19 protein-coding genes are annotated in these 19668 nt (G+C 49.8%); all 19 read right to left on the bottom strand.

Annotated features, from left to right (window positions below):
- Positions 1–13 precede the first annotated feature (13 nt).
- Positions 14–1258, bottom strand: a complete 1245-nt coding sequence (locus tag ACUTQ5_RS07695; protein ID WP_445650768.1) for a GIY-YIG nuclease family protein — start codon at positions 1256–1258, stop codon at positions 14–16.
- A gap of 77 nt (positions 1259–1335) precedes the next feature.
- Positions 1336–1734 carry a YdcA family protein gene (locus ACUTQ5_RS07690; RefSeq protein WP_445650767.1) on the bottom strand — a complete coding sequence of 133 codons (399 nt, stop codon included), beginning with the start codon at positions 1732–1734 and terminating at the stop codon, positions 1336–1338.
- A 121-nt stretch (positions 1735–1855) separates the two neighbouring features.
- Positions 1856–2326, bottom strand: coding sequence for a hypothetical protein (locus ACUTQ5_RS07685; protein ID WP_445650766.1), 471 nt, complete (start codon positions 2324–2326; stop codon positions 1856–1858).
- Between the two features lie 14 nt (positions 2327–2340).
- Positions 2341–2796 (bottom strand): type VI secretion system baseplate subunit TssE, encoded by a 456-nt coding sequence (tssE, locus tag ACUTQ5_RS07680; RefSeq protein WP_445650765.1) that lies wholly within the window; start codon positions 2794–2796, stop codon positions 2341–2343.
- Positions 2796–3341 (bottom strand): type VI secretion system lipoprotein TssJ, encoded by a 546-nt coding sequence (gene tssJ, locus ACUTQ5_RS07675; RefSeq protein WP_445650764.1) that lies wholly within the window; start codon positions 3339–3341, stop codon positions 2796–2798. The genes tssE and tssJ overlap by 1 nt, the downstream gene beginning before the upstream one ends.
- Positions 3319–4404, bottom strand: a complete 1086-nt coding sequence (gene tssG / locus ACUTQ5_RS07670) for a type VI secretion system baseplate subunit TssG (RefSeq protein ID WP_445650763.1) — start codon at positions 4402–4404, stop codon at positions 3319–3321. Before tssG ends, tssJ begins: the two co-directional genes overlap by 23 nt.
- Positions 4368–6122 carry a type VI secretion system baseplate subunit TssF gene (gene tssF / locus ACUTQ5_RS07665; protein ID WP_445650762.1) on the bottom strand — a complete coding sequence of 585 codons (1755 nt, stop codon included), beginning with the start codon at positions 6120–6122 and terminating at the stop codon, positions 4368–4370. The genes tssG and tssF overlap by 37 nt, the downstream gene beginning before the upstream one ends.
- A gap of 498 nt (positions 6123–6620) precedes the next feature.
- On the bottom strand, positions 6621–7058 hold the full coding sequence (locus ACUTQ5_RS07660) for a DUF1240 domain-containing protein (RefSeq protein ID WP_445650761.1): 438 nt from the start codon (positions 7056–7058) through the stop codon (positions 6621–6623).
- Between the two features lie 3 nt (positions 7059–7061).
- Positions 7062–7406: a hypothetical protein gene (locus ACUTQ5_RS07655; protein ID WP_445650760.1), complete on the bottom strand. Its 345-nt coding sequence runs from the start codon at positions 7404–7406 to the stop codon at positions 7062–7064.
- A gap of 111 nt (positions 7407–7517) precedes the next feature.
- Positions 7518–7970, bottom strand: coding sequence for a hypothetical protein (locus ACUTQ5_RS07650; protein WP_445650759.1), 453 nt, complete (start codon positions 7968–7970; stop codon positions 7518–7520).
- 5 nt (positions 7971–7975) lie between these two features.
- Positions 7976–9043: a polymorphic toxin type 44 domain-containing protein gene (locus ACUTQ5_RS07645; RefSeq protein WP_445650757.1), complete on the bottom strand. Its 1068-nt coding sequence runs from the start codon at positions 9041–9043 to the stop codon at positions 7976–7978.
- A 31-nt stretch (positions 9044–9074) separates the two neighbouring features.
- Positions 9075–10676: a type VI secretion system protein TssA gene (gene tssA, locus ACUTQ5_RS07640; RefSeq protein ID WP_445650756.1), complete on the bottom strand. Its 1602-nt coding sequence runs from the start codon at positions 10674–10676 to the stop codon at positions 9075–9077.
- Complete coding sequence (locus tag ACUTQ5_RS07635; protein ID WP_445650755.1) at positions 10676–14158, bottom strand: ImcF-related family protein; 3483 nt, start codon at positions 14156–14158, stop codon at positions 10676–10678. The genes tssA and ACUTQ5_RS07635 overlap by 1 nt, the downstream gene beginning before the upstream one ends.
- Positions 14155–15363, bottom strand: a complete 1209-nt coding sequence (locus ACUTQ5_RS07630; protein ID WP_445650754.1) for a hypothetical protein — start codon at positions 15361–15363, stop codon at positions 14155–14157. The genes ACUTQ5_RS07635 and ACUTQ5_RS07630 overlap by 4 nt, the downstream gene beginning before the upstream one ends.
- A 145-nt stretch (positions 15364–15508) precedes the next feature.
- Entirely contained in the window at positions 15509–15883 is a 375-nt protein-coding gene (locus ACUTQ5_RS07625) for a M949_RS01915 family surface polysaccharide biosynthesis protein (protein ID WP_445650753.1), read from the bottom strand.
- A 245-nt stretch (positions 15884–16128) separates the two neighbouring features.
- Positions 16129–16620, bottom strand: a complete 492-nt coding sequence (locus tag ACUTQ5_RS07620; protein WP_445650752.1) for a sugar ABC transporter permease — start codon at positions 16618–16620, stop codon at positions 16129–16131.
- Positions 16621–16652: 32 nt separating this feature from the next.
- On the bottom strand, positions 16653–18497 hold the full coding sequence (locus tag ACUTQ5_RS07615; protein ID WP_445650751.1) for a TIGR02594 family protein: 1845 nt from the start codon (positions 18495–18497) through the stop codon (positions 16653–16655).
- A gap of 18 nt (positions 18498–18515) precedes the next feature.
- Positions 18516–18932, bottom strand: a complete 417-nt coding sequence (locus ACUTQ5_RS07610; RefSeq protein WP_445650750.1) for a DUF4431 domain-containing protein — start codon at positions 18930–18932, stop codon at positions 18516–18518.
- A gap of 3 nt (positions 18933–18935) precedes the next feature.
- On the bottom strand, positions 18936–19668 hold a 733-nt coding region (locus tag ACUTQ5_RS07605), incomplete at its 5' end, for a DUF2345 domain-containing protein (protein ID WP_445650749.1).

Raw genomic sequence — 19668 nt, 5'->3', positions numbered from 1 at the left:
TGAAAGTGATTGTTTATGCGGCTTCGCTTTCTGCATATTCGAGACTCTGCAGATACTGTAGCGCCACAGGGTCAGCAATATATTCAACCTGCCCGTGGTGACGCTCCACCTCATCAATAATTCTGCTGAGCTCGACCCGGAAAAACTCCTTGCGCAGGTTGATTCGGTTAATCCGGTAGCTTTCCAGATGGTCATGCAGTGTCTTTTCAAGCGCAGGAGCGTCATCGCAGGAAATCATGGCGTGGACGTCAAAATCAAACGGCACGGCTGCCCCGCTCAGTTCTTTCACACGCTCCATAGGCTCCAGTCGTCGGGTCATACCGATTTTGAAGACGTTTTCACCGAAAGAGCCGATATTCGAAATCACATACACATGTCCCTGTCTGGTGAGCTGGGCCATGGATTTGGCGCGTTCATACTGCTGATGCACGTCTTGGATTTTCTGCTCCAGCTCCAGGCGCTGTCGTTCCAGCTCTTCTCTGTGAGCACCTTCAGCGGCGAGCAGGGCTTCTTCCAGTAAGCGCTGCTGCTCCGCAAGGCGTTGTTCCTCCTCTTCCGCTTCTCGCAGCTGCTGCTCCAGTTCATCCTGACGCTGTTTTTCTTCCCGCATCTGACGCTTGAGCTCAGCCTGATATTCCTTTTCTTCCTGCGCTTTTTCCAGCAGGGCAACCTTATCCAGAAACTGCTGTTTTACGCCTTCCCAGTCGGCATTATCGTCAAGTTCCAGAAAGGTGATTTTTTCGCTGATAGCCGCGTAAGCGTCTCTCTCCTTCCTGAGCTGGTCGTACTTGCTTTGCCAGTTATTTACCGTGGTACCGGAAAGCAGTGTTTTGACTTTGAATTTATATGCCGAGTCCACAATACGCTGCAGTGCCCGGGAGGCTTTATTTCTGGCATTGTGAAAGTCATCCCACTGACCCGAAAGCTGTTTCTTTTCCTGATACAGACCTCGAGCTACTTCAGTATTGACGGTTTCTTCAAAGGCTTTCTCTTTCTGTGCCAGATCCGAAGCGGCCTGTCCGAGCTCTGCTGTTTTCTTCCGAAAGCCCCGGTAAATGAAAACCCGTATTATCAGCGCAACGGCTATCAGTAAACCAAAGAACAGACCGAGTATTCCTGCCGGATTCGACACAGATTCAATAAATCGCTCATTCAGATTAATTAATGCTCTTACCGCAACATAAATACCCCAGGCAATTACGCCAATAATAACCAGAATAATACCCGCAGCATTGTCATCTTTTTTTCTTCGTGCCATGTTTTATTTTTTCCTTTCTTCTTTTAATCCTGACTATTTAATCTTTACAACGGGCAGGGAATCTTTGCCATATCCGATTAATACTGGTTCTCTGAGCAAATCGGTAAATGGGTGTATCCGGGCTTGTTGACCATATAGAGGGGAGCGCATGTTGGCTGTCGGGGTTGCGTGCTGACCGGTTCGTCGTTTTCTGCAACGCGTTGCGGTTTCTGCTTTTTCGCTGTTGGCACTTTTTTCGTCTGCGCTTTGCGGGAGGACGTAGACGGTTTTACCGGATTGCTGGTTTCTGAGGAAACATATCCGGAGCAGAATCGTTTCGACTGACTCAGACTCCCGTCATTACAGACAAAGCGTCCATCCGATGTGCAGTGCGCTATACCGCCTTTTGAACCTGAGCAGGGCTGCCTTCCTCGCGCAGCATCAGCCTGTGCCGTAAAAAGAATTCCTGAGACCAGAAGGAAGATTAATTTTCTCATTTCCATATCCGTAATTTAATTCGTTATTTTGTGGCTCTGTTCTCCATCAGCCATTAACTGTTTCGCCAGGTAATTATGCAATGACAGACAGGCAAACAACCTATTACTCATTCCGGCTGAGCTATGGAAGGAGCGCCAGAATCAAACCAAAAAATGTGCTCTCATCAAAACCCTGCCCAGAGAGGGATAAAGCACCAGGCGGAGTAAAGGTCCACTTGTTCACCGTTCCAGACCGCATAAATAATCGCCCCAGTGGCGTCACGAGTCCTCCATTATGGAAGGTCGCCTCCACACACCCGGTTACACCCTGACCATAAAGGAATGCCGGCACAAATTTTACTGACCGGTCGTCGATACGCAGAACGAGGGTCGCAATCTCAAATGCTCCCCCCTCAACCAGCAGGTCCGTAACGGGTGTACTGAGCGTCTCCACATTCAGTCCGGTACCCACCAGCCACGCGTCCATCTGTTCCTGAAGCTGTGTCATTCGCAGGCGAAACTCTGCAATATCAGCCTGAGTCTTGCTGACAGATGAAGCCGGAGCAGACTGTCTGGTCTGCAATTTTTCGAGAAACTGTGATTTTACTGACATGATGCTATCTGGCCTTACAGACGGGTTGTGGTATCGATATACTGCTGTTGCTTCAGGTGTCTCAGCATCACTCGTCCCTCGGGCATAAACTCGGTGCCGTAACGCACAAGGCCAATGCCCTTAAGCTCAGCATCAATGGCATAGCGCAGTTCACCGGGAACGTGCTGCTCCAGCAGGACAACCGTTATTTTTTTCAGGCGTGGCTCATATTTGAGCAGAACAGCAGACAGGGTACCCATCAACTCATGGGCCGTTCCCGGCATGCCCTGCAGGATTCTGGTCATATCGGGCAGGCCATAATCCGGCAGATGCGCCAGCGTTCCCGCACGGCAGTTAAGAATGCGCTGCATGTTGTCGAGCACCGACAGAATCACCTGGTTCTGCTCGCTGACCTGATGAAGGTCGAGGCCACCGGTAAAATTTCCGGTCAGCATTTCATACAGCGAAGGCGTGTTATGTCCCTGGGGCATCAGTTGTCCTTGAGAGGTTGCAGCGTCAGATGATTGTTACCGGCTTCCAGAATGCGCGGTTTATCCGGGTCAAGGTCTTCGCGCCCTATCACCAGCTTCCAGGTGTTGTTGACCATATCCGGGTGACGGAACAGCCCCACCACCGCCACAAACTGTGCATCGGCTTCCATCGGCATATTCAGGTTCGCATCCCCCCCCGGCTTCACCACCACATCACGGCTCGCCAGCAGGTCAGCTTTCAGAATGGTCTCCCCGTCTTTCAGCAACTGTTGGTAGACTGTTTTATCGAAGGTTTTGCGGTCTTTCAGCTGGTAGACACGGACCACCACCGGCTCAGACAGCGAGTTGCTCTCGCGCGAATCGGTATTCAGCGCCTCACGCGCGGTGAAATCCAGGTGCAGCACCTTAATCTTTTTGTAGAACACGGTGTTAAATGCCGATTTGGTGCCATCGGTGATGCCCTGCGTCACCCCGCACCCCACTAGGCTGAATGCCAGCAGGGGTAACAGCCAGCGCGCTGTTTTAGTTAAACTTGTACGTAACACGTCGGTTTCCTTGTTGTGGTGTCGCAGGCTCCAGCCCGGCGTAGTAACCCAGTTCGGTCGTAAAGGTCTGTGGAATATCCTCCGGGAGAGCTTCGTCTTCCACACCCAATACGCCGTTCATGCCGAGCCAGAAGGGAGCTTCGCCGAGCGGTGGCGCAGCCAGCAGACGAGTGGCGGTGGTCAGAGTGATTTTGGCCTTGAATCGCCAGCCGAGGTACACCCGCAGCATCACCAGGAGATCCTGGTACAGCAGGCCATCCGGCTTCCAGCCCTGCGCTTCCCGCTCGTTATCCGTTGAAAGCGCAATCAGCAACTGGCTGTTGGCATCCATCGCCTCGTCGCCAAGCGCCGTGTTGCCATCCAGCAGAAAATCCTCATCCCCGTAAAAACCCAGCGGCTGACTGACTTCCACCGGCCGCAGACAGTACGGACTGACCAGCACCACAGTGTCCGGTGCCAGCAAGCTCACCAGCGCCTGCATCCCCTCCTGGGTTTTACACGGTTGCTGCAACACTCCCAGCAGAGCCAGAAAGCGGGATACCGGGGTGGCAATATGCTCTGCTGTGCCTGGTATGCCCAGCCCCACCAGGCCCAGCAGCGACTGTGAGATGCAGTCGGTGCCACCGGGTTCAAATGTGGCCGGGTAGGAATATTTTCGCCAGATGCGATAAAACTGTGTCAGGATGCGGTGGCTGAAGATATCGAGAAACCCTTGCAGCGCCTCGTGCCCTTCCCGGCGCTGGGTGATGTCATCGAGATAGGCCGTTGGCAAGGGTGAGTCGACGCCGTACATCCCCATAAAGGTTGTGCGGATGAGCGGTGGCCTGCTGTCATCATCCTCATCGTATTCAACGGCCTTCAGTTCGCTGGCGGGAAACCCCATCCCCGGGTGCGGCGCAAAGCGCACCGGGTCATCAGCGGGATGGCTGGTCGACCCCATCAGCGGCCTGCCCGGATTACGCTTCTCCAGCAGTTGACATAAACGGTAAAAGTTTATCCGGTGAAGGTCGGCTTCCAGCCGTGGGGTCAGCCGGGAATGCGGCGGTCGTGCTTCTCTTCCCATTCCAGACGCTCTCCGGTTGGTTGCAGAATAATAATCAGGCGGTTAAACAGGTAAATATCGGTATAGAGGGCGAAGAAGCGGCTTAGCATCTCGCCAAACAGGCAGATATCGCCCCGTCCGGCAAAACCGTGGCTGTCCAGTGTCACTTCAATCTGTACGCCGCGCACCAGGTAGCCCTGCTCAAAACGCTCCGTTTCGCTGTGCTTCACGTCGATAATCGCCTCCAGACGGCGGCGGTTCATCTCACTGTCCGTCCACTCATACAGCGCCAGCGTGCCACGCAGCACATCGGCATTATCCATCATCGAGAGAAAACCGCTACCGAGGTGGCTCAGCACGCGCCAGTGAAACCGGTCCTGAGCCGGCGGGTAACAGGGAAGCGTAGGGGCACACAGATTACGTACGGCTATGCTGGTCGAGGTGGTTTTCATCACCGTATCGAGCACCGTGCTCTGCAGTGCGCGGCGCGGTAACTGGCCATTGGTACCGGTGAGCGTCAGCGACAGGCTTTCATCTTCCGGCACCGTGTGATTGTCAAAGGCTTCGCCGCCGAGGATAAGCCAGGTGTTATGCAGCCCGGACGGGCCGCGGCGCACGCGGGTGTGGTAGTAATACTCCGGCGCTTCATGGCGCATCATTCCGCCTTTGTGGCGAAAGCTCGAGAACGGCACGTAGGTATGCTGGCTCGATGACATCACCGAATCCACCGCGTAAATCTCGGTATGACCATCCTGGACGCGCATCGGACGCAGCATGTATTCGGTTTGCAGAGAATTGAGCGTCAGCGGATCGGATTCCAGCGGGAACAGGTTAATCACCGGTACACAGTTCAGACGCAGATGCTTTTCGGTAAAGCTGAAGTCATGCTCCCAGCGTTCCGCCAGCACCACGTCGATTTCAAACCATGGGAGCTCGGCCGGAAAGACCACGGTCTCCAGCCCGCGTAGGCCCGTGAACATGAACTTCTCGCGGAAGGTGAAATACTCCAGCAGCAGCTGGTAGCCGCTGAAACTGCTGTCACCCTTCGGCCACAGCCCGTCATCATCTCCAAACCCCAGCGCGGCGAAATACCCGTCGAGCGGTCTTCTGTCCACGTCACCCGGCATCCGCAGCCACAGACGCGCAGCGTTCATGGTAAAGGCTTCGTGCATGGCGCAGGCCAGCGGTGCGTCAGCGTTGAAGTAGAACGGGATCTGGCTGAGATCCATACGGCTCCAGTCTGCAAGATGGCTACAATTAAAGCGCAGGCTGATGACCGACCGCCCGTCAGGGTCAGTCGACAGGCGAACGTGCTCCAGCGACAGCGGCTGAAGGGTTATCTCTTTGGTGGTGGTGTACCGGCAGCGCGTGCCCTTCTCACCGATCGGCCGCGAGTTCACCTCGAAACCTTTGACAATACGCATCTGCTCTTTCATTTCACGCCAGTCGGGGGTGAACTCCACCACCGACATGGACGGAATGGTGCGCAGGTAATGCGGCCACAACAGGCTGACCAGCCCTTCGGTCAGTTCAGGCAGGTCGTCATCGAGCTTTTCACGAAGACGGCCCATCAGGAAGGCAAAGCCTTCAAACAGGCGCTCCACATAGGGGTCGCGCGCGCCCGCTTTATCAAGATTCAGCATCGCCGCCTGCTCAGGATGAGCGCGGGCAAACTCTTCACCGGCTTCCAGCAGGTAGCGCATTTCGGCGTCGTAATAACGCAGGGTTAAGTCGTCCATAATAGTTTCTGTTTAGTTAATTACTGCGTGATGAGCGATTAAAGGAATTCCAAAAACCGACAGGCGACTTCAAATAAAAAAGGTCGCTCATCAATATGGTTTACAGGAGAATGTTTCTTTTACATAACGAGTGGCTGTGCCTGGCATCCAGCCCGATGGAATACCATTGCAGCGTACATATCCTCTGCTAATCAGCTCTTTGGGATAGAAGATGGAGTACAACAGAGCCAGTATTACGATAGCAATGCAACCCCATTTAAAATATACAACATAGTAATCCATCTTCCTGAAAGCAAACTCTTTTTCCATGAAGAGAACCAGAATAAAATAGGCCAGTGGGAATATCATCACGAAAGGCAACGCAACCAAAGCAACGGTTAACCATGAAAAAAAATTTCATCACCAAAGCTGAAATATTCTTTAAATATACTTTCCCCAAGATAAAAACTCAGAGAACACAACCCAAGAATGATAATGATAGCGAAAAATGCGCGAACTCTATCTTTCATGTTGCAAACCCGAACTGAAGCATAATTTTCTATCTAATACATATTTGCTGGCTGTTCCTGGTGTCCATCCAGAAGGTACTCCTGAGCAAAGAATGTAACCTTTGCTTTTTAGTGCTGATAAATAACCAAACGACATCGCACATGACAATGCAAAAGTAAAAACACACATACACTTAAAAAGCGGCATAATTCCATTCACTTTTTTAAGTGCATGTTTCTCCCCATGTCGAAGTGAGAGGAAAAACCAGTATAAGGGAAATGCAAACATTATCGGTATCGATATAAGACTTAATGACATCCACGAAAAAACAACCTCTTCAGGGAATTCAAGATAATCAGATAGTTCGCTCAACCAAAAGCAAAATGACACAATAGAAACAACCAACAATATAACAACTGAAAAAACAGCCTTGGCTTTTTTATTCATATATTAGTATGTCCTTTTGGTAATGCCGCCAATCGAATCTCTCAAATATCCCCTAATCTCCGATTCTATAATTTGCTTTCCTTTTTTTAACATTTGCCCTGCAAGCATAGCACCTAAATCCCAAAAACCATCTTCCATTTCTCTGGCTTTTTCAGCAAATTCCTGTTGAGCCGCATCAATGTACTCAACTACTTTGTCTGTCACACCAAACTTCTGGTCCAGCTTATTTAAACCCCAGGCAGCAAAAAATCCAACGCCAATGACTATTACAAGGTTAAATGCAATCAACGGGGTTACTACGACACTTCCAACGACAAATGTGACTACAGATACAATGCTGATTTTCATTACTGTTCCTACTCACCAATAGTGGGCACGCGATTAAGTGAGTAAAATATCAACCATATATAGGAAGAAAAATACCCCCCTTACTTAAGCATCATCAACTATCAAATACTATTAGAGTGGTGATAATTTCGTGACGCAGAATCTGCCTTTTTGGCTGTTCAACACGTAGTTATTATACCCATCACGAATAGTCAAAGAGAAAGAGCACTCTCCTTGTTTTGACGTGATGATAAAATTCTGCCCTCCACCACCAATAGCATTGTATGAATATTTTCCACCGGTAAGCCATCCAACATTGAATTCAATACCACTTATCATTAAAGAACTGAAAGAAGTAGTTAACTTAAATGTTGCACCAGGTTCAACAACATCAGGCTTTGATTTTACTATCCTTTCCACCTCTTCAGGGGTTGGCTCAACATCATGTTTTATTTCATCAGAATGTAAGTATAAGCACTCACTAGATTCATTTTTGACAGTAATCGTAGGTCTGAAAGGAAGAAAGACTGCAGAAAAAATTATAATAAAAATATAAAGCGATAAAAAAATAACAAATTTTTTCATATTTATTATTCCTCAATGCGTTCTGGATTTTCAACATTCCAGCACCAGTGCTTTTGCTTTGACACCGGTAGTTGTTTTTCTGGAGTGCACTCCAGTGCATTCAGGATATCCAAAGCCGTTAATGATCCCGCCATTTTCCCATGTTGATAGTATAGATCAAAACCTATTTTAATACTGGTTACATCATCTAAGGTATCGTCACCCACAGCACCTGGTGTCATGTTTTGCTCCCACGTTGAACCGGACAACAGCAAATCCTCACTGAATCCAACACTTAGCCCAATATATCCATAATGAATATTCGACCATACATCATAAAAGTAATCATACTGCTTATATTTGTGATAATAGGACTTAGACGGAGTATTACTTGGCGGAGGGAGTGGACGAGCAACGCCTAACGAACCGAATTTATCCCGGATCTTTGGTTTGTGATCCCAGGTTGAACCTGTTTTAACAGTCTGATACCAGACTGTCATTGCAGCAAGCAAACCAGGTTGAGGAGGCGGAGCCAACTTTGCATAAAAGGGAAGTTTATCCCATTCAGCACGCCTTTGCTTTAAGATCTCTTCGTCGATTAGATAACGTATTATTTCCGCCGTCCGGCCACTTACATTCTTCTTGATTTCGCTGAGAATATATTCAGCCACCGCTATCGCACCATCTTTATGCGTACAGTGATACGGCCCCCCCTCTTCCGTATGCGCATCTGTTACAGGTGACGGCCGTTCGGGTGATGCCTGAGTTGAAGCGATAACGCCAGATTTCGATATAGCATCCGCTCCGGCGCTGCTTTTTTCATACGTATCATCCATCATTGATGGAATAAACTTCGCCTTGCAGGGGCATGTACTGTAGCTGTCGAGGGTTCCGGCCATTCGCCGGTCATGAATGGTATCGTTGTCGATGCCACCGGCTATCTTGAATAGTCCGGCATGCTTCCCGCAGGTCACACTGTCCTGCTCCCGGGCAACCGGTTTATCAAACAGAGTGTGATCCTCTGCGCCCGTGGTGATTTTCCCGCCGCAGGTCGTCTTGTCACCCTGCACCAGATAATACCCTTCAGCTCCCATACGTTTCCCTTTTCCCTTAATTCAGTTCTGATTACCCGCACAACACCGCACTGCTGGCCGGATCGAGCGCAATCAGACCGGACAGAAGCAAATCCATCTCGGGCTGAAGCCTTGATTTATCAGTTTCACTGCGTGTGGCTTTCATGCGCAGCAGTCTGAGGCGACGTGATTTCACTTCAAACAACAGTGCCGGTGCCCACTGCGTGAGGGTGATCGACTGTGCGGCATTGTCGAGCTCTCCCAGCAGATGCAGGGCCAGTTCATTTTTGCCCTTCTGCTCGGCGACACGAGCCATCAGCAGACGCAGCAGCCATTTGTCTTTCGCGGAATCCGCACCAGGGCGGGTCTGCAGCCAGTGGAGTGTGGCATCCAGACCGTCAGTGTCCGCTTTCTCTAGTGCTTCCGGTTCAAGTGCCAGGATGTCATTATCCGTCTCACTGACAGCACTGACCGGCTCATCCCGCCAGCCGGACATATCGTCCAGCACGCTCTGATTTATCCAGTTCAGCGTCACCTCATCGGCAAATGGCGTACCGTCATTAAAGGCCAGGGTTTCAAGCCCGGTAAGGCGGCGCAGCAGCCCTTTCAGGTCGGCGGCTATGATATCAGCCAGCACATCCTGCCCCGATTTCACCAGGGCCTGATGGATATACCACTGCAAATCCAGCCAGAGGTGGTTGGCGCCGCGTGAAAAAGCGCTGTCGGCCTGCTCCATAATTTCGGACCAGCTCTGCTGCAGATACAGGCGCTTAAGCATGGCCCGCTGGTCTGCACGCGGCGGTTCGATTCGGGTTTTCCCTTGTGCATCCGGAGCAGGAATACTGTGCAGCGTGTCATGACGCAGGCTTTTCATCAGCCGGTGAGCGGCCAGCCAGCCATCAGGTTGCTCACGAAGATATTCCGTCAGTGTACGGGCTTGGGCCAACAAATCCTGGCCGGAGGTAATGCGGCTCAGGACTGGCGCGTCAGACTCTGTCATATGTGTGGGGGTCTGTGTCTGTGTCTTGTTACCTGCGTTCTGCGGTACCACAGCATCCACACCACCCGCCTTCATCAGGCGAGATTCCAGCGCGCTGTACAGGGCATTTAGCTCTGGCCGTGACGCTGCCGGTTCTGTCTCCATGCTGTCGAAAATGAGCAACAGCGCACCGGCAGTGCGCAGTGCATCGTCGCGTACCACTTCCGGCCAGAGTGACAGGCTATCCAGAACGCGGGAGCCTGCAAGCCACTCCAGCGCCGGTTTACGGCTCCGCTCACGCTGAGGATGTAGTTGCACTCCATAGCGCTGTATCAACCCCGCCAGTAGCTCAAGCCCTTCGGCAAAGCCGGTTTCCCCGTCCTGGTGCAGACGCGCCCAGCAGTAATAGGTGGCAATCCGGATATCTTTTGCCGTGGTGGTCAGCAGTTTTTCGGCAAGCGTGCAAATCAGCCCGGTATCGATGCCGGAAAGTTTATTGACCTCCTCCCGGATACGCTGAAAATCATCGTCATAGCCGGGGTCTTCTCCGGTCGGGCTGGCATCGCTTACTGGAGCAAGCCAGGTCTGCCAGTTTTCTGTGCGTGTCTGCGCCTCTTGCCGCAGCTGAGTATCGTCAGCGTGACAGGCCGCGACCAGATTCTGCAGTGTACTCATTACTCGACACCCTCCATGTCATTGTTTTCCGTATTAGCCATCAGCGCCTGCACGGTGGCCCCGCTGTCGACACTGAATATCTGATCCGGCAGCGTGAATCCGCGCAGATCCAGCAGCGCCAGCGGGCCTTTTCCGAGTTGTGAGCGCAATACCCACTGCAGGGTTCGACCGTCCGGGGCGGTGAAGCTCATCATCCACTGGCTGCGGTCAAGCTGCTGCCGCTTGCCCTGGTCCAGCCAGCGAATAAAGCCCCAGGCCCCGCTGTAATCCCCGAACAGGCGCGCACCGGCGTTGACCGTGGTCCAGGTCAGCATGGTTCCCGGCTTGTAAGTGTCTCCCGGCCAGCGGAAGCTCTGCCAGTCAGCCATCTGGTTGAAATAGTGCAGCTTTTGTCCATCAACAGTGAGCTGCGTCTCCACCACCTGCGGTACAGGGCGAGCCTGCAGCTCAAAGCTGATGCCCTGGCTTCCATCGGTGAACAGAATGTCTGACAGCTGGCTCAGCTGATTAATCGCCCGCAGGAAAGCCGGGTTAAAACTCAGCCCCTGGCTGTTGACCTTATCCGGTACCCACTGGCTGCCCTCTTTGTGCAGTACCCCGCTGAGTTCTGTCGTCAGGAAGCGTTCAATACGTCCGCTGTCCTTGCGCAAAAACTCAGCCAGCATTGGCAGGGAGGCATCACTTTTGCTCGCCGCAAACGGGAAACGTCCGTCAAAGGCGGTGTGCCAGTTCGCCACCACGGACCGGCTCCATTTGTCATTCAGACCCGCCGCCGACGGCTGAAGCACGGTCTCCCAGGCCTGGGTCAGTGGCTGCACAAACATCGTGCTGCCAAAACCACTCCACTCTTCGCCAAGGCTCGCCGAAATCAGGCTGCCGTACTGCTGGGTGTCGGTCAGATCCACACTTTTTCCCTGAAATACGGTCTGCGCCAGGGTCTGCATCATCGCCTGCGGATCAGAAGCACTGGCCACCTGTTGCAGACGCAGACGCACGCGGGTGATGCGGGTCAGATACGTCTGCAGGCTCAGGGAGTTATCAGCCGACATGACGTTGCCGCCTGTGTTTTTACCCAGCAGCTGAAGCAGTGGGCCAAAGGTTTCATCGAGCGGCCCCTGCGGGCCCGATGCGGTCTGGTCTATCGCGGGTTTATCTTTTCCACCTACCAGGTCTTTGGCTGACTTGATGATAGAGTCGGACAACCCTTCCCCCTTCTGACCAGTCTGCCCCTGCCAGGCGAGGGTATTCATCAGGGCAATCAGTGGCGACTGACGGACATCACTCATCAGCGTCAGCTGGTCGGTAACGTCAGCAATGTTGTTCGCAGGATTAAGTTGCAGGCTGTTGAGGAAGCTCAGCCAGCTGCCAGCAAAGTCGGTGAAGTAACGTTGCGTCAGACGTGCTTTCAGGGCTTCAGGCGACAGGTCTGAGGAAACCGCTTTCCGGCTGTCACTCAGCACCCAGTCAATTTCATCCCGGCGGGAATTTGCGGCCTTTTCTATAGCCTGCTGAATGCCGCCTTCCCAGGCCTGGCGGGTGAACATGCCCGGTACCACTTCCTCGGTGGTGAACAGCCGCCGCGCATCGGTCCCGCTGGTCATGTCCTCCAGTGACACATCGGCAAAGTTACGACGCACTGATTTGAGCATGTTCTCATACAGGGTGCTTTCAGCGTTGCGGCGGCCAATCTGCTGCAACAGCACCTGGCGACTCTGGCTCACCAGCTGCGCATCCGGGGTGATTTTCCACTGTGGTTGCTCAGGCAGTTCGGTGATGTAGAAGACCCACAAATCCGGCGACAGGCTTTGCCACAGGCCGGTTGAAATGCCCATCCGCGTCGGCTGCACGGTTTTCAGGGTCTGCGCGTAGAATGCGCCGTCGACTTTATCCTGACGGGCCATCATCAGCCAGGCTTTAAGCTGGTCATAACCCAGTTTAGCAAGCGCAGCACGCTGGTCACTGTTGGGTGCGGAGCCGACCAGCGCACTGAGCTTCTGTGTCAGGGCGGCATTCGCCGGGTCGCGTATCAGGCGGTTGTTCGCCACGCCATACCAGGGCAGAATCGCATTGAGCAACTGCTGGTTATGGTCCAGACCAAAGCGCTGGTACCATGGCGCGCCTTCCTGAATACGGTGCTGCAGGCGACCGGCGTCATTACGCAGCGTATGCAGGGCCGTCAGTTGGTCATCCGATACGGAAGGATGCTCCACCAGCGCATGCGCCTGCTGCGCCACAGAGACAATCTGCAGACGGTTGACCGCAAACGACAGTAGCGTTCCCGCCCCCCAGACACCGATAATGGCCATTAGCGTCCAGGCCAGCGTCTGTTCCCACGCCATACCGACACGGCGGCCACGAACATGGGTGCAGTCATCCACAATGCCCTGCCAGGTTAACGGCAGGGTCAGCGCATGGCGTTGTGATTCCGGGATATATTTCTCAGCGTCGGCAGGTGCAGCACCGGCTGTTTCTCCTGCGATAGCGGCAGGTTTATTCTCCGGCAGGCTGAACATCAGGCCACGCAGCGGAACGCGCTGCTGGGAGGCAGCCAGCCATGGCATCAGTTGCTGAACCCAGCGGGCGATACCGCCGTCTTTAAGGTGCTGTCCCAGGCGCAGCAGGAAGTCGTGGCCGTTGTTCTCAGCGACCTGACTCACCCCCTGCGTTCGCAGGGCCGGCAGCATCAGTTCTAGCTGGCGGGTAATATCGTCAGGCTTAGCACGCAGCGGGAAACTGGCCCCTACCGTCTGTTCAGTGCGTTTTGCCTGCGACCACTTGCTGTCGCACAGTTGCCACAGCCAGACCGGGGCGGAATAGCGCAGTAATTCACTGATTTTTTCCAGTCCGCGTAAATCGTTATCACTAATCTGAGGAGTGATATTAAGCGACTGCGGCATGACGCGGACAATACCATCCAGTGGGCGCCCGCGACGCAGTTTACGCAGCGCGGTGTATTTTTCCTTATCGGGCTCAGCAGTCAGACTGCCGCCGTAAATCAGAACGGTACGGTTACCTTCAAGCCACTGGTTTTCCTGCAGGCCAGGTACCAGCTGTTCGATTGCCGCCTCATCGCCAGTGATTAACAACAGACGGGTTTTACAACGCCAGTAAAGGCCAATACGGGAGCGGAGATGTCCCCGAATCTTGTTACACATGGCCACCGCAGGGTGAACAGGCGCTTTATCATTTTCCCGTTTCCTTTTCTCATCATCACCGTTGGTGTTGTCGACAAGCGCATTAAACTCCTGCTTACCGGCACTGCGTACCGCCGCCAGGAGCACTAAGGATACGATAAGGGCACAGCCTGAAATACATCCGCCGGCGATAAGCCAGTAAATTTGCTGCTGACTTCCGTCTTCAATCCCGGCTATATCCGGATGCTTCCAGACCATGAACGTCATAACGGCTAACAGCAAAAAGAAAATCGATGCGACAGCAAGATAGCGGCCTTCCGTGGTCTTCGGCATTAAGGGTAGCTTCACGGATCCATCTCCTGTCGGGAAGCAATCGGGGTAATGAGCGTGCTCCACAGCACATTCGGCGTGGTATCACCGCAGATAATCATCTGTGGTGACTGTGTTTGTCGGGCGATTTCAGTGGCGGCAGCGATGGCCAGCCAGGGAGCAGCGGCTCCGGCATGTCCCATGGATGTATCGAGCGAAATGACGGCGTCGTCCTTTACAGACTGCGCAGGGTGTGCATTCTGGCACGCGATCACTTCTGCACGCTGCTCACCAGTGAGTCCGGCAAGCCATAAATTTTTCACGATATTCTCTTTGAGCGGAACGTTATAGGCGGCCATGTTCATCCCCTCGCTCAGTTCACCTGTCCGGGCAGCATCTGGCCGGTGCAGCAACGCGAGGGGTTCAAGCGCGTCTTGCGTCATGCGGTTGCCAAGAAGCAGCGCTACACCGGTCTCTGCGGTGTTATCAGAAACGGAGGGCTTAAACTGGAGCCCCACAATCAATAACATTGCTTTATCTTTAATACGTGTATTCAACCAGCGGTCAATCACGCTGAGTCCACTCCCTTCAGCATATTCAACAGGAAGAGTAATATTGTTCTTTTGCCAGGCCTCATCCCAGTAATGGCGAATGTTGTCCAGAGGCAGCGATGTTGTTACATCAAAAAATACTACCAGTGGTACTTTTTCAGGGATTTGTGCGAAAGGAATGCCAGCAATCAACTGCGAAAAAATATTCGTTATCACGAATTTTAGCGAGTCCTGCGGGCTAGAAGAAATTTGGCTCATTCTGGAGCTTTCATTACCATCCCGGTCGACCTGCGAAACAATAATGCTATCGTTATTTTGCATGGCAATAGCTGTATCTTTTTGAGCAACTGATGAGTGTCCGGTAATAAATGTTGCATTCAGCACCTGCAGTGCACGACGTGCCTTACGGGTTTCTCGAAGAATCCATTGTTCCCGTTGTTTGTCGAAAGCATTTGCTTTGCTATCCTGCAATGCCCACAGAAGCAGACAAGAAGCAAACGGAACACTCCACAAAACAATAGGCACACCTAAAGAAATTTTCCAAAAATACAGGTTTTCAACATAACGCCCAAATATACGCATTAATATAACACTGACCGAAAGCATGGCAACCAGAGCAATAAGCCAACGAGAAAATTTTAGAGACTTAGGTCTGGGATAGCGTTCTGGTAAATATTTAAGTGTATATGACATTAATTTTCTCATATTACAGGATGGCTAAATTAGCTTGGTATGCAAACGAGGCAAGAATTCACCATGTTATATTCTTATCATTGTCGAAACTCACGCTCAAATACACAACCATCATTTCTGTTAAAGAAAAACAGAAATCAGAGCGCTAATTTATTTTTGTCATTGAAATGGCCTTCCATTTTTTCATCATGTAATCCAGAAGAGGTTTACCACCTCTTAAATTAGAATCTGGAATCGGTGGATTTTCCCCACCATAACTACCATTTTCAACAACAATATGCTCTTCCCCTCTCAAGGCATATTTCACTCCATTTTTATATGCAAAGTACTTCACAGTAACAGGATCTAACCCACCGATGCATCCAATTTTATACGCGAACATAACTGTCGCTTCGTTATTAGAAAAAGCCCGATTTATCTCAATTGATTTAGTTATCACATCCAGATTGATATCAACTCCGCAGTCATTAGCATAATCGTTAAGAACCCAATCAACATTCCCTCCTGTTACTTGTTTCACTGACAAATACTCACCAGAGCTGTTTTTAGCAAATCCCTTTCTATCAATAAGTTATGCTCACCAGAATCGTCAATCCAAGTTCTATTAATGAACAAATCCTTAGCAAAAACGGAGGGGCATTGAACAATCACTAATATGCAAATAAATTTAAAAAATGGGAAGTGAAAGAAATGTTTCATTTACATGTCCATTATTAGATGTAGTGAATATTACCTCATCGGCTGTAAGATAAGTCACTTTCAAGTTCACTTGGGGAACATAAATTTGTTTGCAGCCTTGCACGCTAAGGTCCCATCAGGAAGAGCATCAAACAAGGAAGTAAATCTATATAATGACAACTTTCCTCCATTTTTTTTAAAATCAATAAAGTATCCATATGCACCTTCATCGTCACATTTTTTTCTCATGGACTCTGGTAACGCAAAAGAAATATTCCACACACATACCCTCTCACGAGGGAAAACTGGCGACGAATGCATTGGATATTTAGAATTCTTATCCACGCCCCAGCCATAATAAACCTCAGACATATTAACAAGAGTGCTTTTTTTATTTAGAATGAGTTCATCCTGCTCAATATCACCCTTTATAGCATCAGAAGAAAAATTAATTAATGATTGTTTTTCATTATTTTTAAAAATTCCTATCAATGAATCCACATCCGACTTATTTATACATTCTTCAGTTGAAGCATAAGAACCATAACTAAACAGTAAAATCAAATAAAAGAACTTCATATCACTCTCCAAAAAAATACCATTACATTTAATTATCTTGTTCTCTCATCATCTCTAGAAGAGTCATTCGCCCCCAGGCTTTTACGCAACTCTCCGATGTTAGACATTGTTGGTTGCTCTTTTGCACCTGAAGTAATAATTCCTTGTGCATGTGGATAGTACGATTTAGGCACATAATATCCAATCAATTTATAACCTAAACGCCCATTTATATAGACTTGATATAATGGATTTATCGTAACACTATCTCCTTGATTTCCACCTAGCACACCTATCTCCCCATCTTTAAACTGGCAATATATAAAAGCAACATGCCCAGTCCACGATCCTTTCTTTCGCAATACAACTATTGCACCGTATATAGGTTTAGATATTTTCACAAAATTTTTATTTTTTGAAAAGGATTGCGAACTTGCACTCCCCGATACTGGATACCCAGATTCTTTAAGGCAGTAATTTATAAAAGAAGCACACCATGGGTTTGAGTTACCAACCATAGATGCCATATTAATTCCAGTTTTCTTATGATAGTTTATACCGCCATCACCTTCCTTTACCTTCCCCCATTTCCATCGATTCTCACCCTCTTCAAATGCAACCGCCATCCAAGGAGCCTCTCGCTGATGATGCGGTAGTAGAGCAATCGGATTACCCGAATTCTTTCCCCCGACAGATTCCAGTTCTTTCTTATTCGTATTCGCGGCGCTGGTTTTTTGTGGTTGTTTGTCCGCTGGGTTTGAAGCGCCAGATGTAGCTTTCGTCGTCCCACTCTGCGTGGCGGTATTACGATCGTTTTTACTTATGGATATTGATTGCCCAGGATATATTTTATTAGGATCTGAAATTTTATTTTGACGAGCAATCTCATCTACAGTCATGCCATTTCTTTCTGCGATTTTTGCCAATGTGTCGCCAGGCGCAACCAGATAAATTAAAGAGCTCCTAGGATTAACACCATAAATGGCCAGGCGTTGCCCTGGGAAGATCTTACTTACATCTTTTATATTATTATTTTTGGCGATATTATCAGCGCTTGTCTTATAACGATCGGCAATTTTCGAGAGAGAGTCTCCTGACATGACTATGTACTCTATCGGCTTCTGAGCGCTCTTCTCACGTGCGGCTTTGGGGGTCTCGGCAAGTGTTTTGGCAGAGAATTGAGAAAAGTTTCTCGTGAGCAGTATATTCTTCGTTTCATCCCCAGAAACAGCTGAATAAACAACATCCTCTTTTCCAGCAGAATTAGTATATTTGACGACAATAGCCATTCCTTGTTTCGTATGGATGATTGTCTTGAGCTTGCCGTAAGCATCTGTTTTCCACTCGTAGCTAGTGCTTCCTAGTGTCACTTTAAATGGCACATCAGCAACTGGTCGAGAGCCATCAGAAACAGTCACATTTGTCACATACACCCATTTTTCGGTGCCCGGCTTCAAGCCACCTTCCTTTTTGCTAATTGCCTTGATTACCTTACTGAATTTTGTATCGTCAAGATCTCCTACTTTCTCCTCCTTACCGACCCCACTTTCAGACATGATAAAATCGGCATAATCTTCAGGGTTATTACCATCATTCCCCGGTGCATATTTTTTCATCATTTCTGGAATAGTATAATCCTTATATTTCCTTTTGAGCAGAGATCGTTTGGCATTATCACCAGCTTCTATGCTAGAAAATATTGCGAATGAATGTTTGTCTGGATTGTAGACAACTCCAACACCGATTTTCCCTTGCTGATTTTTTACAGAAATGAGATTACCTGGGTTATTGAATCGCCAATTCAGTGAGCCCCCAGTTTTTAACAATCTTGTGCCACTCGATGACTCATATTCTACCGTTTTCGTCGATGCATGATAAATAGAATTTATAAAGCGCATTTTAATTAATCCTCTCTACTATTTGCCTGCAACTTCAAACTTTGCATCATCTAATAAAACTGGCGTCATGTGATATCCGGTCTCGGCAAGAAATATTACGCCATCAATACTGACACTTTTCCCAAGAAGATTTTTATTTACTTTATAGTCATTACTATCACGCATTATCAACTGAACGTCCTGATTCCAGTTTTGGTTGTCAGTATCTGCGTCTGTTACACATGTGAGTGGCTGTTTTAAATGCAATATCCACTCGTGTAGTTTCTCATCATTCGCTTTATCCTCTCCCCAGCCAGGAGGGCCGTAGTATAATTTTTCGCTAATCACTCCTGTCAGAATTACTTTATCCCCTTCCTTTAGGCAAGTAGCAGATGTACTAAAGCTAGAAAGTACGAATATAAAACAAAAAATAGACTTCCAAATTTCCTTTAACATAGATCACCCTGTCGTAGTTAAATTTAATAGTTTTGCAATCATTGATTCAGTTAGCGCAGAAGTATGACCTTCAGCTGTCTCGGTATCATCCGAATCAGTATCAGTCTCCAGTGATTCTATATCTTCCGCACTATCTACCTCAGCCTCTTCGACTGATGTTGGAAGCTCTTCTTTGACCCAGGTTTCTCGCCCAATGATTAAGTTTAATGTATCGCTTTCAGGAAGCACTATTTTCGGGAAGCGACCTGAAATGTCTACCGTGCCGGTCGACAGGATTTTCCCATTGCTGTCAGTAATGTTGTATGGCTGATTTGTCATCCAGTCCATACTTTGGCTGACACTATCGGCACCAGGGAAAGCAAAACGCAAGCTTTGTTCGCCAGGTTCCATTACAGGAAATATAGGCAGCGCGACCTTTTCTGATGCGCTTGCCTTACGCCCATAGTGTCCTGCTTTCGTACGATATTCACCTGCAGTAGCAGATTCAATCGCACTTGCATCAATCCTGATATAGCTCCCACCACCATTCAGAGTCAGCTTCTTCTTCGCGATGATTTTGATTTCATCCTCCGTGCTGACAATGCTGATCCCCTTTCGTGCCAGTAGCTCCATCAGATCATTCTGTGCCTGCACCTGCACCGGGCCCTGATTCGCAATGAGCTTGATCCCCAGCTTACGGACAAACACGCTCAGGGCATTACCTACCCCGATGAACAGATTCTTCACCACGCTGACG

This window comes from Serratia sp. NA_112.1 (assembly GCF_052691715.1).
The sequence above is the reverse complement of the archived record's forward strand: the minus strand, read 5'-3'. Positions and strand labels throughout refer to the sequence as shown.

Bases quoted from the DNA above. Each gene is read 5' to 3' on its own strand.
- ACUTQ5_RS07650 (WP_445650759.1), bottom strand. From the start codon at position 7,970: ATGAAAAAATTTGTTATTTTTTTATCGCTTTATATTTTTATTATAATT.
- tssE (WP_445650765.1), bottom strand. From the start codon at position 2,796: ATGCCCCAGGGACATAACACGCCTTCGCTGTATGAAATGCTGACCGGA.
- ACUTQ5_RS07645 (WP_445650757.1), bottom strand. From the start codon at position 9,043: ATGGGAGCTGAAGGGTATTATCTGGTGCAGGGTGACAAGACGACCTGC.
- ACUTQ5_RS07695 (WP_445650768.1), bottom strand. From the start codon at position 1,258: ATGGCACGAAGAAAAAAAGATGACAATGCTGCGGGTATTATTCTGGTT.
- ACUTQ5_RS07655 (WP_445650760.1), bottom strand. From the start codon at position 7,406: ATGAAAATCAGCATTGTATCTGTAGTCACATTTGTCGTTGGAAGTGTC.
- ACUTQ5_RS07690 (WP_445650767.1), bottom strand. From the start codon at position 1,734: ATGAGAAAATTAATCTTCCTTCTGGTCTCAGGAATTCTTTTTACGGCA.
- tssA (WP_445650756.1), bottom strand. From the start codon at position 10,676: ATGAGTACACTGCAGAATCTGGTCGCGGCCTGTCACGCTGACGATACT.
- tssG (WP_445650763.1), bottom strand. From the start codon at position 4,404: ATGGGAAGAGAAGCACGACCGCCGCATTCCCGGCTGACCCCACGGCTG.
- ACUTQ5_RS07610 (WP_445650750.1), bottom strand. From the start codon at position 18,932: ATGTTAAAGGAAATTTGGAAGTCTATTTTTTGTTTTATATTCGTACTT.
- tssF (WP_445650762.1), bottom strand. From the start codon at position 6,122: ATGGACGACTTAACCCTGCGTTATTACGACGCCGAAATGCGCTACCTG.
- ACUTQ5_RS07685 (WP_445650766.1), bottom strand. From the start codon at position 2,326: ATGTCAGTAAAATCACAGTTTCTCGAAAAATTGCAGACCAGACAGTCT.
- ACUTQ5_RS07660 (WP_445650761.1), bottom strand. From the start codon at position 7,058: ATGAATAAAAAAGCCAAGGCTGTTTTTTCAGTTGTTATATTGTTGGTT.
- ACUTQ5_RS07620 (WP_445650752.1), bottom strand. From the start codon at position 16,620: ATGAAGTTCTTTTATTTGATTTTACTGTTTAGTTATGGTTCTTATGCT.
- ACUTQ5_RS07615 (WP_445650751.1), bottom strand. From the start codon at position 18,497: ATGCGCTTTATAAATTCTATTTATCATGCATCGACGAAAACGGTAGAA.
- ACUTQ5_RS07630 (WP_445650754.1), bottom strand. From the start codon at position 15,363: ATGTCATATACACTTAAATATTTACCAGAACGCTATCCCAGACCTAAG.